Raw genomic sequence first — 16,388 nt, forward strand, 5'->3', positions numbered from 1 at the left:
CCGGCAGGCGCCAGCCGTCATCCCGGACACGCCGCCTCTTGGTCTTCAGATCAGCCCTTCTCGCCATCCCTGGCAGATAGTGATCAGGCGGGAAGCTGCCTACCGAGATACGCTCTTAGCCGCCAAAGACCAGCTGCCTTCGGGAGAAGGCACCACCACACCCCAAGACCGCAGAGCTAGCCGTTGCCGCGGCGGCCAGCCTCGAAAAGGAACCAGACCCGGCCTTCGCCCTCGTCGATCCAATTCTCGAGCAGGCTGGCCGTTGCGACGTCGCCATGCTCGTCGCAGACACCATGCAGGGCGCGCATGCGGGATACCAGCGAGCCGTTATCCTCCCGCAGCTCCGCCAGCATATCCTGCGGGGAGACGTAGTCGGCGTCGTTGTCGAGCAGGCTTTGCAAGCGGCCCACCTGCCCGATGGAACGAAGGGTGGCACCGCCCAGCTTGCGCGCACGTTCGGCCAGTGGATCCACCATCGCCATCAGCTCCGCCGACTGCTCGTCGAACATCCGATGGTAATCGCGGAAATGCGGGCCCGAGACGTGCCAGTGGAAATTCTTCGTCTTGACAAAGAGGGCCATCACATCGGCCAGCACCGCCGTCAGCCCGGCCGGGACCTCGCGCAGCGCCTCTTCGGAGAGTCCATTCGGCGTCCGCAAGGCGGCAAGGCGGCGGGTCTGCAGCTTCGTCTCTGTCATGTCACGTCGGTCCTTGATGAGCGGATGGGCGAAGGCCCACAGGACCATCGAAGCACTGGCTGCCATGCCGTTCTTGCCTGGCTGCGCCCGATTGGACGGAATCACATGCAGGGCCCAGGCACAGCCCGCAGGGAATGCCCCGACCTATACGCAGGTATAGGGGCGCTACAACGAACAGATTGTCGAAACCAATGCCCGTAGAGTGGAGGGCCGCCTGCTCTGCGCTCAATCTTCTCTCGTCAGGCCACCAATGCCCGATGGAGCGAGAAAACGATGTCCAGCCGGTCTGCAGAGACGTTCAATACCGCCATTGGCCCCAAGCAGGGGACGAACGCCGCCATCGTGTCGCGCCTTCTGCAGGATGCGCAGGACCTTCTGGCCTGCGACCGACATGCGGCCTTCCGTGCCCTTGCCCATGCTTCGCGCCTGCTCGACATGCCGGAGGTGGCCGAGCGCCCGGTGGTGCATGGCGGCTTGGCCCAATGGCAGGTGAACCGGCTGACCCGGTATGTCGACAGTCATCTGGAGAGGCAGATCCTGCAGAAGCATCTGGCTGCCGAGGTCCGGCTCAGCATCGGCCACCTTGCCCGCGCCTTCAAGCAGAGCTTCGGGCGTACCGCCCACACCTATGTCATGGAGCGGCGGATCGACCGGGCGAAGACGATGATGCTCGAGACCACAATGCCGCTCTGCGAGATCGCCATCGCCTGCGGGCTCGCCGACCAGGCGCATTTCTCCCGTGTCTTCCGCCGCATCACCGGCGACACGCCCCTCGCCTGGCGTCGCCGCAACCAGCCGGCGCCCCGCCGCTAGAATTCCGGGATCGGGGGCTGCGACCCATCACCGCCTGGCGCGTCAGTGTCGGGCCACGAGCGGTCGCTCAGCATGGGGCAGAAGCCACGGCGCCCGAGGGGAACAAATGTCATGAGCACAAGCCTACAGCACGGCATCGCGCCCCAGCCCGCGGCCGGTCTGACGCATGGCACCACCTTTGCCATGGCCGCCGCTGCGGGCCTTGCCGTGGCGAATATCTATTACAACCAGCCCATGCTCGGGATTATCGAGCAGGACTTCGCCGGATCCCATGCCACTGCGCTGATTCCGACCGCCACGCAGCTCGGCTACGCGGTCAGCCTCTTCCTGCTGCTGCCGTTGGGCGATCTGCTCGACCAGCGCCGCCTCATTGTCATCCAATTCGGCGTGTTGGCCGCCGCCCTCGCCCTGGCCGCCCTTGCACCAAGCGCGCCTGTGCTGGTTACCGCCTCGCTGCTTGTCGGCATGTGCGCGACAGTGGCGCAGCAGATCATTCCCTTCGCCGCCCACCTCGTTGCCTCCGAGCGCCGGGGCGCGACAGTCGGCCTCATCACCGGTGGCGTGCTGACGGGCATCCTGCTCAGCCGGACACTTGGCGGCTTCGTCTCCGCCCATGTGGGCTGGCGAGCGATGTTCTGGCTCGCGGTGCCTCTCGCACTCGGCGCCGCCGGGCTGATGGCGGCGACGCTGCCCCGCCGTCCCGCCGCAGCCGCCATCAGCTATGGCGCGGCCTTGCACTCGCTCCTGCATCTCTGGCGGAGCCTGCCTGCGCTGCGGCGGGCGACGCTGATGCAGGCTGCGCTCTTCGCCGCTTTTTCGGCCTTCTGGACCATCCTGGCGCTGCGGCTGGAGCAGCCGCCCTTCACGCTCGGCGCCGAGGTGGCGGGCCTCTTCGGCGTCGTCGGCGCGGTCGGCATCCTTGCCGCCCCGGCGGCTGGACGGTTGGCGGACCAGCGCGGGCCGCGGCTGGTCATCGGCCTCGGTGCCGCTCTCACGCTGGTCGCCTGGGGCGTCTTCGGATTCTGGACCAACCTGGCCGGCCTCGTCCTCGGCGTCATCATCCTCGACTTCGGGGTGCAGAGCTCGCTCGTATCCAACCAGCATGTGATCTATGCGCTGCAGCCGGAAGCGCGCAGCCGCCTGAACACCGTCTTCATGACCGGCATGTTCATCGGCGGCGCGATCGGCTCCGCCGGGGCGATGATGGCCTGGCGCCAGGCTGGATGGGGCGCGGTCTGCGCTTTCGGCGCTGCCCTGGCCGCCCTCGCCCTGGCGCTCGAGATGACGGCGCGCAAGGCCAAAGCGGACGCTTCGTAAAGCGGCTGCGGAGCGCCGTTGCGTTCATGCCCGATCCAATCGCCGCATGCCGTGGCGCTCAGCCTGGGAGGCGTTTCGGCCGCAGGAAGATGCGGGTCACCTCCGGGTGGCGATCCTCGATCCGGTGGCTCAGTTCGCGTGCAGCGCGCTCGATCTCGCCGCCGGGCAGGCCATCCTCCAGGTCGATCGTCACCGCCAGCAGCACCTCGGCAGGGCCGAGATGCATGCTCAGCAATTCATCCACCGTCTTCACCCGCGGGTCCGCGGTGAGGGTCCGCCGCACCTCGGCAACGAGACGTGGCGAGGCTGCCTCACCAGTCAGCAGGCTGCGGGTCTCGTTGGCGAGGAAGGCGGCCGTCAGCACCAGCAACAGGCCGATGCCGATGGAGGCGGCGCCATCAAGCGCCGGCATCTGCAGCCACTCGGCGAGCCCAAGCCCGACCGTGGCAATGACGAGGCCTGCCAATGCCGACGCATCCTCAAGCAGAACGGCAAAGACACCAGGGTCCTTGCTCGCCCTGAGGGCATGCAGGAAAGGTTCCCCCACATGGCTGCGGCGGAATTCCTGCCAGGCGACCCGGAAGGAGAAGCCCTCGAACACCATCGAGGCGCCCAGCACGAGAAAGTTGACCCAGGCATTCTCGACCGGCTCCGGCGTCATGAATTTCCGCCAGCCCTCATAGATCGAGACCGCGCCACCCAATGCGAAGATCATCAGCGCGACGACGAAGGCCCAGAAATACAGCTCCATTCCGTGGCCGAAGGGATGCCGCGGCGAGGGCGGCCGTGCCGCTCGCCGCAGCCCGACCAACAGCAGCCCCTGGTTGCCGGTATCGACCGAGGAATGGATCGCCTCGCTCAACATGGCGCTGGAGCCGGTGAAGAGCGCGGCGGCGAATTTCGTCGCGGCGATGGCAAGGTTGCCCGCCAGGGCCGCGAAGATGACCCGGCGGGAGCCCCCGTGCGCCATCAGCCGCAGCCGGTCAGAGCAGGCCTTCCTTGTCCGGGTTCACCGGCTTGTCCTCGCGCAACTCCCGCTTCCGTCGGCGCAGCTGCTTCGCCACGTGCTCAAGTGCATGGTTGAAGGCGATCGGCGCTTCCGCCGCTTCGGCCGAGCCGTCGAAGAACAGGTCTCGCCCGGCATGGATGCGGACCGAGCAGGCGAAGCCGCCATGGCCGGTGCGGGAGAAGCGCGCCGTCATGTCCTGGGCGCCGAGATACTTCTCACCTACGGAGGTCAGCTTCTCGGTCACGTGAGTCCGCAGCGCCTCGCCCACATCCATCTGATGGCCATGGATGGCGATGTTTGGGCTGTCTGCTGCATTGTCCTCGGTGGGGCGCATTCGTCTCCCTCTCTCGCTGATGCCCAGGGGACACACCCCCAGGGCGTATCCAGGGCGAACGTCCTCCGGCCATGCCCGTTGCAGGCCGGTACGGAACCGCAGCGGCACGGGCGGGTTGGCAGCCTGTGACTCTCGACCAAGCCCTCGCCTTCGGCATCCTCGGTGTGACCGTCGGCCTCTTCGCCTGGGGCCGGCTGCCCTACGATCTGGTAGCCATGCTGGCCCTGCTCGCCGGACTTGTAACCGGCATCGTACCTGCGCACGGCGCCTTCACCGGATTCAGCGACGACATCATCGTCATCGTTGCCTCCGCCCTGCTGGTCAGTGCCGCGGTCGCCCGCTCCGGCGCGGTGGAGCGGCTGATGCGGCCGGTCCTGCCTCACCTGACCAGCGTCAGTACCCAGGTACCGGTCCTGGTTGCCGCCGTCATGGCCGCCTCGGTGGTGACGAAGAATATCGGTGCGCTTGCCATCTTCATGCCGGTGGCGCTGCAGCTGGCCCGTCGTACCGGCACCTCGCCCTCGGCGCTGCTGATGCCGATGGCCTTCGCCTCGCTGCTCGGTGGCCTTGTCACGCTGATCGGCACCTCGCCCAACATCATCGTCTCTCGCGTACGGGAGCAGATCACCGGCGAACCTTTTCGCATGTTCGACTATGCGCCGGTCGGTGCGGCCCTGGCACTGGCCGGCCTTATCTTCCTTTCCTTCGGCTGGCGGCTATTACCACGCGGACGACAGGGCACCGCCGGCCAGGCCGCCATGGCGATCGAGGCCTATACGACCGAAACGCGGGTGCCCGCCGAAAGCCCGATGGTCGGCAAGACCATCGCCGAGCTCGTCGCCATGGGAGAGGAGCGCGTCACCGTCGCCACCATGCTGCGCGATCGCTTCCGCCGTGAGACACCGCCTGGGGAAGTCGTACTCAAGGCCGGCGACCTGCTGATTCTTGAGGGGGACCCGGAGGAGCTGGAAGCCCTTGTCGCCCGGGCCGGGCTCATCCTGGTCGGCGAGAAGCCGACCGGTGGCGAGGATGTGCCGGAGGACGAGAAGGCGGTGGTCGAAGGCGTGATCACCGCCGAATCGCCGCTGGTCGGGGCGACGCCTGCCGGCGCCTCGCTGGCCGGCCGCTTCGGCGTCAGCCTGCTGGCCGTCAGCCGGCGCGGCTCGCGCATCGCCGAACGGCTGAACACGCTGAAGCTCCGCCGCGGCGACGTGGCCATCCTGAAGGGCGAGGCCGCGCGCCTGCCGGACACGCTGGCCGCCCTGCGCATCCTGCCGCTGACCGAACGTGGCATCGCCCTCGGCCGCAGCCGGCGGAGCTGGATTCCCGTCATCATTCTCGCGGTGGCGATGGGTGCCGTGGCGCTGAACCTCGTGCCTGTCGCCGTCGCCTTCTTCGCCGCCTCCGTGCTGCTGCTGCTGGTCCGCGCGCTGACGCCGCAGGAGGCCTACAACGCGGTGGAATGGCCGGTGATCGTGCTGCTCGGTGCGCTGATCCCCATCTCGGAGGCGGTGCACAGCACGGGTGGGACGGAGTTGATCGCCGGCTGGCTCTCGGGCGCCATCGAGCACCTGCCGCCGATGGGCGCGCTGGGCCTCATCATGGTGGCGTCGATGGCAGTGACGCCCTTTCTCAACAATGCCGCGACGGTGCTGATGCTCGGCCCCATCGCCGGCAGCCTGGCGCAGCGGCTGGAGATGAGTCCGGACGCCTTCCTGATGGCCGTCGCGCTGGGGGCCGCCTGCGACTTCCTCACCCCCATCGGGCACCAGTGCAACACGCTGGTGATGGGCCCCGGTGGGTACCGGTTCGGCGACTACTGGCGCCTCGGCCTGCCGCTCTCCCTCATCGTGCTGCTCGTCGGCGTGCCGATGATCGCACTGGTCTGGCCGCTCCACGCGCCTTGATAATGGAGGCGAGCAGCGCCTCCGCCGTTGCCAGCCGCTCCTCCGCTGTCTCGCTGGGACGGCGCAGCAGCAGGCGGCCCTCACCGGGTTTCTGCCCGCGTGGCGTCGCCGCCGCGGCCTGCGGCCCGACCTCCAGCCGTTCGATGCCGAGCTGGCGGCAGCGGACGGCAAGGCGCGTCAGCGCGAAGAGGTTGGCGAGCGGCGCCGGCGCCGGGCCGAAGCGGTCCTCCATCTCATCCTCCAGCGCCTCCACCGCGGCGGCATGGCCAGTACGGAGGATCCGGCCCAGACGCCCGTAGAGGCTGACGCGCAGGGCTTCCTCCGGCACATGCTCCGCCGGCACGGCGGCATCAATGCCGATCGCCAGGACAGGGCTCCAGGCTTCCGGCGGTGCCTCGCCGCGTGCCTCGGCCAGGGCACGGTCGAACAGGTGTCGGTACAGCTCCAGCCCGACCAGCCGCAAATGCCCCGCCTGGTCCTCCCCGAGCAGATCGCCGGCACCGCGCAGGTCGAGGTCGCGGGCGCTGATGGCGAAGCCGGCACCGACCCGGTCCAGCGCCTCCAGCATGCCGAGCCGCCGCTCCGTCGCCGCGCCGATCCGTATCTTGGGCTCGGTCAACAGGTAGGCGACACCGCGGGCCCGTCCGCGCCCGACCCGTCCGCGCAACTGGTGCAGCTGCGCCAGGCCGAACCGGTCCGCCCGGCAGATCAGCATGGTATTGGCCCGCGGCACATCGAGCCCTGCCTCGACGATATTGGTCGAGAGCAGCACATGGCCCTCGCCCTCGGCGAAGCGCAGCATGGCCGCATCGACATCCGCCGCCGGCATCCCGCCATGCGCCTCGATCAGGCTGAGCTCCGGCACCAGTGCCGCCAGCCGCGCCCGCATCGGCGAGATATCCTCGATGCGGGGGCAGACGCAGAAGCTCTGCCCGCCGCGCCGTGCCTCTCGCCGCAAGGCACCAACCAGCAGGGCATCCTCGATCGGCGCCCGCAGCGTCCGCACCGGTTGGCGCCGGGCCGGCGGGGTGGCGATGATGCTCAACTCGCGCAGCCCGACCAGCGCGGCCTGCAGCGTGCGCGGGATCGGCGTCGCCGTCAGCGTCAGGACATGCAGGCCCTCGGCCATGCGCAGGCGCTTCAGCTGCTCCTTCTGCGCGGCGCCGAAGCGTTGCTCCTCATCGACGATCAGCAATGCGAGGTCGTGGAAGCGGATGCCCTTGGCCGCCAGCGCCTGGGTGCCGATGGCGATCGCGACCTCTCCCCTGGCTATGGCGGCCTTGATCTCCCGCGCCTCGGCCGGCGGGGTCAGGCGGGAGAGCGCCTCGATGCGAAGGCCGAAGCCTTCGAAGCGCCGGCGGAAGGTCTCGAGATGCTGCCGCACCAGCACCGTGGTCGGCGCCAGCAGCGCCACCTGGTGGCCGGCGAGCGCCGCCACCGCCGCAGCCCGCAACGCCACCTCGGTCTTGCCGAAGCCGACATCGCCGCAGACCAGCCGGTCCATCGGCCGCTCGGAGGCGAGGTCGCCGAGCACCGCGGTGCAGGCCGCCGCCTGATCCTCGGTCAGCTCATAGGGGAAGCGGGCGGCAAGGCGGGCATAAGCCTCGCCCGGGGCACGCAGCACCGGCGCCCGCGCCGCCTCTCGCGCGTGGACCAGGGCGAGCAGGGCACGGGCACTCTCGGCCACTGCTGCCTCCGCCTCCACCCGACGCTTCGCCCAGGCCTCGCCTCCCAGGCGGTCGAGGGAGAGCCCCTCCGCCTCCGCCCCGTATCGCCAGACCCGGCCGAATTCGTCGAAAGGCACGAGCCGCGTGGCATCGGCATAGCGCAGGCGCAGGCAGTCCATCCGCGCCTCGCCGGTATCGACCGCTTCCACGCCCTCGAGCGCACCGAGCCCATGGTCGAGATGGATCACCGCATCGCCCGGCTGCAGCCGGGCACTGGCGGCGAAGAGCGCCTCGGCGCCGCGATCCGTCCCGGCCGTCCCGCCGCCGGGGCGGATCGAGGCATAGGGCACCACCACGGCTTCCGCGCTTTCGAAGCCCGGGGCATCCGCGGCCATCAGGGCGATGCTGCCGGGCGGCAGGGCCAGCAGCGCCGGCCAGTCCGCCACCGCCACCGCCTCCCCCATTTGTCGGGTGAGCCGCCGCGCGCCCCGTCCTCGTGGCCCGGCGATGGCGATGCGCTGCCCCGCCTCGCGCTTCGCCCCGGCATAGGCGAGGAAGGCGCCCTCCGGATCCTCATCCTCGACGAAACGTGGCGGCAGGGCAGGGGAGGCATCCGCCGCTGCAACCCGCACCACATCCCGGCCAGCGAGCCCGGCGTTCCAGGCTGCCTCGTCCAGATGGAGCGCGCCAGGCGGCGGCAGCGCCGGCCCGTCCGATGCGAGGGTGATGCGGGTGCGGAAAGCCTCCGCCACCTCCGCCCGCCGCTGCGCCAGGGCTGCCTCGGCGCCGTCATCGAGCAGCACCGCCGCCTCCGGCAACAGGTCAAGCGGCGCCATCAGCGCCCCGGCATGGGCGGGCAGGGCATGTTCCAACCCGGGCGGACGTGCCTCCAGCAACGGGTCATCCTCCGCCAGCATCACCTCCGAGGCCGGCCCGGCCTCCAGGGCGTCCGCCTCCTCCGTCAGGCTGCGCTGGCTGAGGATATCGAAGCGGTGGATGCTGGCTACGCGTCCCCCCTCCAGGCGCAGACGCCAGGCGGTCTCGCCCGCGGCCGGCCAGAGATCCACCACCTCGCCATGCAGTGCCGCCTCGCCCGGCTCATCCACGCGGTCCTCCAGCGAATAGCCGAGGCGGAGCAGCAACCGGCGCAGCGCCTCGGGTTCGGGCGCATCACCCAGGGCGAGGCGCAACCGGCTGCCCGGCCCTGGTCGCGGGAGGCGCTGGCTGGCGGCCTCTGCCGAGGCAATCAGCAGCCGCATCGCACCGTCCGGCACGCCAGCCGAGAGCGCCATGCGGGCGCCCATCGCGGCACGCGAGGGGGAGACACGGTCATAGGGCAGACAGTCCCAGCCCGGCAGCAGCAGGACCTGCGCCCCGGCTGGCGCCAGGGCGTGCACGGCGCGGTGCAGCCTGCCGGCCCTCCCCTCGCTTCGCGCGATGACGATGAGGCCCGCCTCGCCGCGCTCCGTCATCCATTCGACGAGGCGGGCCGCGAGCAGCCCTTCAGGTTCGGCAATGAGCTGGGCTGGCACGCGCTGCTCCTCGAAGCGGATGCGGTCAACGCCGCTTCGAAGGGAAGGCTGCATGCAGCAGCGGAATGCTCGCCGAGCGCAATCGCAGCCTGTTCATCCGGCCGCCGGCACCGCCTCGCGTTAGCGGGCTGGACCCACCCGAAGGAAGTTGTCTGCATGGACAAGCCGCTCGCCAGAGGGCACGCCGCCGCGCATCATGACCACACCCTTGGGTTCGTTGCGCGCTGGCTGTTCAGCACCAATCACAAGGATATCGGGACCCTGTACCTGATCTTCTCCATCCTCTCGGCATTGGTCGCCGTCGGGATGTCCGTGTTGATGCGGATCGAGCTGTCTGAGCCGGGGATGCAGATCTTCGCCGACGGCCAGGCCTGGAACGCCTTTGTCAGCGTGCATGGGCTGACGATGATCTTCTTCGTGGTGATGCCAGCGCTGATCGGGGGCTTCGGCAATTGGTTCGTGCCGATCATGATCGGCGCGCCGGACATGGCCTTTCCACGGCTCAACAACATCAGCTTCTGGCTCCTGATCCCGGGTATTGCGCTGCTCTATGGCAGCCTCTTCATCGGCAGTGGCGCCGGGGCAGGGTGGACGCTTTATCCGCCGCTCTCGACGGAAACCTATCACCCCGATATCGGGATGGATCTGCAGCTCTTCGCCTTGCACCTCTCGGGTGCCAGCTCGCTGCTGAGCGCGATGAACTTCATCACCACCATCTTCAACATGCGTGCCCCGGGAATGACGCTGCACCGCATGCCGCTCTTCGTCTGGGCGCAGCTCGTCACCTCCTTCCTGCTGCTGCTCTCGCTGCCGGTGCTGGCCGGCGCCATCACCATGCTGATCACCGACCGGAATTTCGGCACCGCCTTCTTCAAGCCGGAGGGCGGCGGCGACCCGGTGCTGTTCCAGCACCTGTTCTGGTTCTTCGGCCACCCGGAGGTCTATATCGTCATCCTGCCAGCCTTCGGCATCATCAGCCACATCGTCTCGACCTTCGCGCGGAAGCCGATCTTCGGCTATCTCGGCATGGTCTATGCGCTGGTGGCGATCGGCGTGGTGGGCTTCGTGGTCTGGGCGCACCACATGTTCACCTCCGGGATCTCGGTCGATACACGCGCCTATTTCGCCGCGGCGACGATGGTTATCGCCGTGCCGACCGGCATCAAGGTCTTCTCCTGGATCGCCACCATGTGGGGCGGCTCCATCAGCCTGCGGGTGCCGATGCTCTTCGCCATCGGCTTCATCTTCGTCTTCACCGTGGGTGGCGTTACCGGGGTGAAGCTGGCCAATGCCGGTGTCGATGTCATCCTGCACAATACCTATTACGTGGTGGCGCATTTCCACTACGTGATGGCGATGGCGGCAGGCTTCGCCATCTTCGCCGGCTTCTACTACTGGATCGGCAAGATCAGCGGCCGGCAATACCCCGAGCGGCTTGGCCAGCTGCATTTCTGGACCTTCCTGGTTGGCGTGAACGTGCTGTTCTTCCCGATGCACTTCCTCGGCGCCCAGGGCATGCCGCGGCGCTATCCGGATTACCCTGACGCCTTCTGGCACTGGCACTTCATCGCCTCGCTCGGCTCCTACATCACCGCCGCCTCCTTCCTCATCTTTCTCCTGGTCGTCATCCGTACGCTAACCGCGGGCGAGAAGGCGGCGGCCAATCCCTGGGGCGAGGGTGCGACGACGCTGGAGTGGAAGTTGCCATCCCCGCCCCCCTTCCACAGCTTCGAGGAATTGCCGCGTGTCCAGTAAGCCCTTCCGCGTTGTCATCCTCGGCGCCGGCTTCGGTGGGTTGGAAGCGGCGCGCGCCCTGGCCCGGGCGCCGGCCGAGGTCACGCTGATCGACCGGCACAACCACCACCTGTTCCAGCCGCTGCTGTATCAGGTGGCGACGGCGGCGCTCTCGCCCGGCGACATCGCCTGGCCGGTACGCACCATCTTCCGGAACCAGCGCAATGTGCAGGTGATGATGGCCGAGGTGACCGGCATCGACACCACGACCCGCGAGGTGCTGGCGGGAGATGAGTTGCGCATTCCTTATGACGCGTTGGTGTTGGCCACCGGCGCCACCCATTCCTATTTCGGCCGCGACGACTGGGCGCCGGTCGCGCCCGGCCTCAAGGCGATCGAAGACGCGACCGATATCCGCCGCCGCCTGCTGCTCGCCTTCGAGCGCGCCGAACTGACCGAGAACGAGGCAGAGCGTCGTCGCCTGCTGACCTTTGTCGTCATCGGCGGTGGCCCGACAGGTGTCGAGCTGGCTGGCGCCATGGCGGAACTTGCCCGCCACGCCATGCCACAGGAATTCCGCCGCATCGACCCCGCCACGGCGCGCGTCGTGCTGATCGAGGCCGGGCCGCGCGTACTGGCGACCTTCCCGGAGGAACTCGGTGCCACTGCCCGGCAGTCGCTGGAGCGGATGGGTGTGCAGGTGCTGACCGGCATGCGCGTTACCGGCTGCGGCCCCACCGGGGTCGAATGCGGTGAGGAGCGCATCGCCGCCAGCACCATCGTCTGGGCGGCGGGCGTCGTCGCCTCGCCGGTTGGTTCCTGGATCGGCGCCGATCGGGACCGCGCAGGGCGGATCAAGGTCAGACCTGATCTCTCCGTCCCCGGGCAGGTCGATGTCTTCGCGGTCGGCGATACCGCCTCGGTCATGGATGCGAAGGGCAAGCCGGTGCCGGGCAATGCGCCGGCGGCAAAGCAGATGGGGCAGTATGTCGGCCGGTTGCTCGCCGCCCGCGCCGCCGGGCGCCCGGCATCGCCCGGCTTTCGCTACCGCCACCATGGCGATCTCGCCACCATCGGCCGCCGTTCCGCCGTAGTGGCGCTGGATAGCATTCGCCTTACCGGGCTGATCGGCTGGTGGTTCTGGGGCATCGCCCATGTCTGGTACCTGATCGGCTTCCGCAGCCGGGTCGTTGTGTCCTTCGAGTGGCTTTGGAGCTACCTGACCTTCCAACGTGGTGCCCGGCTCATCACCGGGCGGGAGCCATTGGGCGGCAATGCCGCGCCGGTACCCGGCCAGGCGCGGGCGCTCGAGAAAGCCTGAAAACGGTAGCCTGGTCCGGCGCCTGTGAGGTGATCTGATGGCTGGTATTGCGCCCGGTCGTGCCTTCGCCGTACGCAAGAAGGGCGGGCGCTTCATCAAGCGCTGTTAGGGATGGTCCCGTCGGAGTTGGCGGGCGAAGCTTCACCCACCGGTCCTGCCCCGTGCCGTAGCCGGCCCGCCAGCCATCGCCGGGAGCAGCTAAGACGGTGGCACAGTCGCCTCCTCACGCGGTCAGGCGGCGCCGCGTGTGCCGCCACTCTACTCCTTCGCCGGCAGGGTCTGCATGGCCGCTGGGTTCACCTCCTGCTCGGCGAGCTGGGTGAGCAGCGCATCGGTATCCTTCTCTTCCTTCAATGTCTGGAGCAGCAGGTCGACCGCCTTGGTCTGGCCCATGCTCTTGAGCATGGAGCAGAGGGTGCCATAGGCTGCCATCTCGTAATGCTCGACCTTCTGGGCCGCGCCGATCAGCGCCGCATCGAGCACCGGGCCCTCCTCCAGCTCCTCCATGAGGTCATCGGCTTCCTCCACGAGGCCCTCCATGGCCGCACAGCTCTCGCCATCCGGTTCGATGCCAAGCATCTCGCAGACCTCCTCGAGGCGCTCCACCTGACGCTCCGTCTGTTCGCGGTGCTCGCGGAAAGCCTGCTTCAGCTTGGGGGAAGTGGCTGCGTCCTCCAGTTCCGGCAGGGCCGCGAGGATCTGGTTCTCGGCGCTGTAGGTGTCCTGCAGGGACAGTTCGAGCAGGTCCTGGATCGTCTCCGCCATGATCGCTTTCCTTCGGTAGAAGTACCGCAGGGAAGGAACGGGGCCAGGCCCGGGCGAGTTGCCCATGGCGGGCGGAACGTCATTCAGCCCACGCCGACGACCCGGTAGCCGTAGTCACGGCCGTTCAGCTCGCGGATGGTGACGTATTCACCAGGGCGGAGTTGCCCGGTATGGCGGATGATCGCCTGCAATGGCGCATCCGGCCCCTCTCCCTCGGTCGGGAAGAAGCGGAGCGACCAGCCCGTATCCTCGTCCCATTGTACGTCACCGGGGCGCGGCGCCCCGCCAGGCCAGGCACGGACGGCTGGCCACGGGGCCGGATCGGCCAGCCAGGCGGCAGGATCGAGGTGACCGCCCGGGGTCAGCGTGACGGAGATTTCATAGCGATGGTCCGCGCTGCCCTGCGGGAAGCCGGGGCCATTGGCCAGCACCAGGGTCACCAGGGGCATCGATGGCATCATCCTTCCGTATCGCGGCGGCAACACGCCGTAACGCAGAAGGATCGGATTGGTTCAGATCGCGACGCGGACGCCGAGCTCCACCACTCGGTCGGAGGGGATACGGAAGAACTCCGTCGCCGGAACCGCATTGCGCGACATCAGGGTGAAGAGCCATTGGCGCCAGCGCGACATCTTCGGCACCACCGCCTGCACCAGCGTCTCCCGCCCCAGGAAGTAGCTCGATTGCATCGGGTCGAAGGCGACGCCGTCCTCGCGCAGGCTTTCCAAATCGCGCGGTATGTTCGGGCTTTCCTGGAAACCGTAGCGGAGGATGACGCGGTGGATGCCGGCGCCGAGTTCCTGCACCTCCCGCCGCCGCTCGGACCCGACCTGGGGCACGTCCTCGTTCAGCACGGTGACGAAGAGCACCCGCTCATGCAGCACCTTGTTGTGCTTGAGGTTGTGCAGCAGGGCGCCGGGCACATAATCCGCCTGGCCGGTCATGAAGACGGCGATGCCGGGGACGCGAATGGTGCGGCTCTGCGGCAGCCTGGCGAGGAAGCTCTTCAGCGGCAGGCTGTCCTGCCGGAAACGGGCGAACAGCAGCTGCCGGCCCCGGTACCAGGTGTTCATCAGCAGCATCAGGATACCGCCCAGCACCAATGGCACGTAGCCGCCATCCGGGATCTTCAACACATTGGAGATGAAGAAGACGAGGTCGAGCGCCAGCAGCGGGCCGAAGACGGCCGCCACCAGCGGGATCGACCAACCGAACTGCCGGCTGAAGACCAGCACGGCAAGGCAGGACGTGCAGACGAAGGTGCCCGTCACCGCGATGCCATAGGCGGCCGCGAGGCTGTCGGAGCTGCGGAATTCCAGAACCAGGATGACGACGCCGATGAGCAGGGCGAAGTTCACCTGCGGCAGGTAGATCTGCCCCTCCTCCGTCTCGCTGGTGTGCCGGACCTCGAGACGCGGGCAGAAGCCAAGCTGGACGCATTGCCGGGCAATGGAATAGGCGCCGGAGATCATGGCCTGGCTGGCGATGATGGTCGCGGCCGTCGCCAGGATGACGAGCGGCAGCCGCAGCCATTCCGGGGCGAGCAGGAAGAACGGATTTTCGAGTGCGGCCGGGTTCGACAGCAGCAAGGCACCCTGGCCGAAATAGTTGAGTGAGAGGCAAGGCAGCACGAAATACAGCCAGGCCATCTTGATCGGCCGCTTGCCGAAATGGCCCATATCGGCATAGAGCGCCTCCGCCCCCGTCACCGCCAGCACCACGCTGCCCATGGCGATGAAGGCCGCCAGCCGGTAGACGGCGCAGAAATGGATGGCATAGCTCGGCGAGAGGGCGACCAGCACCTCCGGCTCCCGCACGATCTCGATCAGCCCGAGCGTCCCGATCAGCGCGAACCACAGGGCGCAGATGGGGCCGAAGATCGCTCCCATGCTGCCCGTGCCACGATACTGCACGATGAAGAGGCCGATCAGGATGACGACCGAGAGCGGGATCACCGCCTCCTCGAAGGCCGGCGAGACCACCTTCAGCCCCTCCACCGCCGACAGCACCGAAATGGCCGGGGTGATGATACCGTCCCCGAAGAACAGGCAGGCGCCTGCCATGCCGACGAGGGCCACCCACCAACGGCCCCGCTCCGTCCGGGCGCAGCGCTGAGCCAGGGCCATCAGCGCCAGGATGCCGCCCTCGCCCTTGTTGTCGGCCTGGAGGACGAAGACGACGTACTTTACCGTGACGGTGAGGATGAGCGACCAGAAGATCAGGCTGAGCAGCCCGAGCACCTCCCACCGTTCGACGCCATCGGCGGCGAAATGCAGCACCGAGGCCTTGAGCGCATAGAGCGGGCTGGTGCCGATATCGCCATAGACGACCCCGAGCACGCCCAGGATCAGGGCGGGGGTCAGGTCGCGCCGTTGGCCGGCCTCGGATGATGCGTGCAAGGATTAAGGGCCCGGGGGTTCAGGGGGGCGTAACGCATAGGCCCGCTGCCGGTTGGCATGCAAGGGCCGGCCCCTCGGGCAGGGCCGGCCTGGGCCTCAATGCCCGCGCAGGATCTGGCTGAGGAAGGTCTTCAGCCGCTCGGTCTGCGGGTTCTCGAACAGGTGGTTCGGCGCACCCACCTCGACGATCTCGCCGCGGTCCATGAACACCACCCGGTCGGCCACCTGCCGGGCGAAGCCCATCTCATGGGTGACGCAGATCATGGTCATGCCCGTCTCGGCGAGGCTGACCATGGTGTCCAGCACCTCCTTGATCATCTCCGGGTCGAGCGCCGAGGTCGGCTCATCGAAGAGCATGATCTTCGGCTTCATGCAGAGCGCGCGGGCGATGGCCACGCGCTGCTGCTGGCCGCCGGAGAGCTGGCCTGGGTATTTCTTCGCCTGCTCCGGGATGCGCACCCGGGTCAGGTAGTGCATCGCCAGTTCCTCGGCCTCCTTCTTCGGCATCCGACGGACCCAGATCGGCGCGAGGGTGCAGTTCTCGAGGATGGTGAGGTGCGGGAAGAGGTTGAAGCTCTGGAACACCATGCCGACCTCGCGGCGGATGTCGTCCAGCGCCTTCAGGTCATCGGACAGCTCGATCCCGTTGACCTGGATCTTGCCCTCCTGATGGGTCTCCAGCCGGTTGATGCAGCGGATCATGGTGGACTTGCCGGAGCCCGAAGGGCCGCAGACCACCACCCGCTCACCGAGCGCGACGCTGAGGGAGACGTCCCGCAGCACATGCAGCGCGCCATACCACTTGTTGACCTTGTCGAGCAGGATGGCCGGCGGCGCATCCGTCCGGGCCGCCGAGGCGATGTGATCCAGGGTCTCGCTCATCGTTGGGTTC

13 protein-coding genes are annotated in these 16,388 nt (G+C 68.2%); 5 read left to right on the forward strand and 8 right to left on the reverse strand.

The genetic code is table 11. The annotated features are described in order from the left end of the window. Positions 1 to 176: 176 nt before the first annotated feature. Positions 177 to 698, reverse strand: coding sequence for a Dps family protein (locus BLR02_RS24895; RefSeq protein WP_090567516.1), 522 nt, complete (start codon positions 696 to 698; stop codon positions 177 to 179). Positions 699 to 1,040: 342 nt separating this feature from the next. On the opposite strand from BLR02_RS24895, the gene BLR02_RS24900 reads away from it, so the two are divergent. Next, positions 1,041 to 1,511, forward strand: coding sequence for a helix-turn-helix domain-containing protein (locus BLR02_RS24900; RefSeq protein WP_218127504.1), 471 nt, complete (start codon positions 1,041 to 1,043; stop codon positions 1,509 to 1,511). Positions 1,512 to 1,622: 111 nt separating this feature from the next. Then, positions 1,623 to 2,828, forward strand: a complete 1,206-nt coding sequence (locus BLR02_RS24905) for an MFS transporter (RefSeq protein ID WP_090665051.1) — start codon at positions 1,623 to 1,625, stop codon at positions 2,826 to 2,828. Between the two features lie 58 nt (positions 2,829 to 2,886). On the opposite strand, the gene BLR02_RS24910 is transcribed toward BLR02_RS24905, so the two are convergent. Beyond that, the gene (locus BLR02_RS24910; protein WP_090567397.1) at positions 2,887 to 3,798 is read right to left on the reverse strand and encodes a cation diffusion facilitator family transporter; all 912 of its coding nucleotides are present in this window, start codon (positions 3,796 to 3,798) and stop codon (positions 2,887 to 2,889) included. Positions 3,799 to 3,811: 13 nt separating this feature from the next. Beyond that, positions 3,812 to 4,171: an HPF/RaiA family ribosome-associated protein gene (locus BLR02_RS24915; RefSeq protein WP_090567400.1), complete on the reverse strand. Its 360-nt coding sequence runs from the start codon at positions 4,169 to 4,171 to the stop codon at positions 3,812 to 3,814. Positions 4,172 to 4,296: 125 nt separating this feature from the next. On the opposite strand from BLR02_RS24915, the gene BLR02_RS24920 reads away from it, so the two are divergent. Continuing rightward, a complete protein-coding gene (locus BLR02_RS24920; RefSeq protein ID WP_090567403.1) occupies positions 4,297 to 6,078 on the forward strand; it encodes an SLC13 family permease in 1,782 nt (593 codons plus the stop codon). Here the strand turns inward: BLR02_RS24920 and BLR02_RS24925 are convergent. After that, positions 6,017 to 9,331, reverse strand: a complete 3,315-nt coding sequence (locus BLR02_RS24925) for a DEAD/DEAH box helicase (RefSeq protein ID WP_090665052.1) — start codon at positions 9,329 to 9,331, stop codon at positions 6,017 to 6,019. The two genes, BLR02_RS24920 and BLR02_RS24925, sit on opposite strands and share 62 nt — an antisense overlap. Before the next feature lie 102 nt (positions 9,332 to 9,433). Here BLR02_RS24925 and ctaD point away from each other — a divergent pair, with 102 nt between their 5' ends. Next, entirely contained in the window at positions 9,434 to 11,032 is a 1,599-nt protein-coding gene (gene ctaD / locus BLR02_RS24930; protein WP_090665053.1) for a cytochrome c oxidase subunit I, read from the forward strand. After that, positions 11,022 to 12,332, forward strand: coding sequence for an NAD(P)/FAD-dependent oxidoreductase (locus tag BLR02_RS24935; RefSeq protein WP_090665054.1), 1,311 nt, complete (start codon positions 11,022 to 11,024; stop codon positions 12,330 to 12,332). The genes ctaD and BLR02_RS24935 overlap by 11 nt, the downstream gene beginning before the upstream one ends. A gap of 258 nt (positions 12,333 to 12,590) precedes the next feature. Here BLR02_RS24935 and BLR02_RS24940 read toward each other — a convergent pair whose 3' ends face one another. From BLR02_RS24940 to BLR02_RS24955, 4 genes are all read right to left on the reverse strand, one after another. Next, positions 12,591 to 13,097, reverse strand: coding sequence for a YciE/YciF ferroxidase family protein (locus tag BLR02_RS24940; protein ID WP_090567413.1), 507 nt, complete (start codon positions 13,095 to 13,097; stop codon positions 12,591 to 12,593). A gap of 83 nt (positions 13,098 to 13,180) precedes the next feature. Continuing rightward, on the reverse strand, positions 13,181 to 13,546 hold the full coding sequence (locus BLR02_RS24945; protein WP_090567417.1) for a hypothetical protein: 366 nt from the start codon (positions 13,544 to 13,546) through the stop codon (positions 13,181 to 13,183). Between the two features lie 63 nt (positions 13,547 to 13,609). After that, positions 13,610 to 15,496, reverse strand: a complete 1,887-nt coding sequence (locus tag BLR02_RS24950; RefSeq protein ID WP_245704944.1) for a potassium transporter Kup — start codon at positions 15,494 to 15,496, stop codon at positions 13,610 to 13,612. Positions 15,497 to 15,592: 96 nt separating this feature from the next. Continuing rightward, the gene (locus tag BLR02_RS24955) at positions 15,593 to 16,378 is read right to left on the reverse strand and encodes an amino acid ABC transporter ATP-binding protein (protein WP_090567421.1); all 786 of its coding nucleotides are present in this window, start codon (positions 16,376 to 16,378) and stop codon (positions 15,593 to 15,595) included. Positions 16,379 to 16,388 lie beyond the last annotated feature (10 nt).

This window comes from Belnapia rosea (genome assembly GCF_900101615.1).
Classification (GTDB): Bacteria; Pseudomonadota; Alphaproteobacteria; order Acetobacterales; family Acetobacteraceae; genus Belnapia; species Belnapia rosea.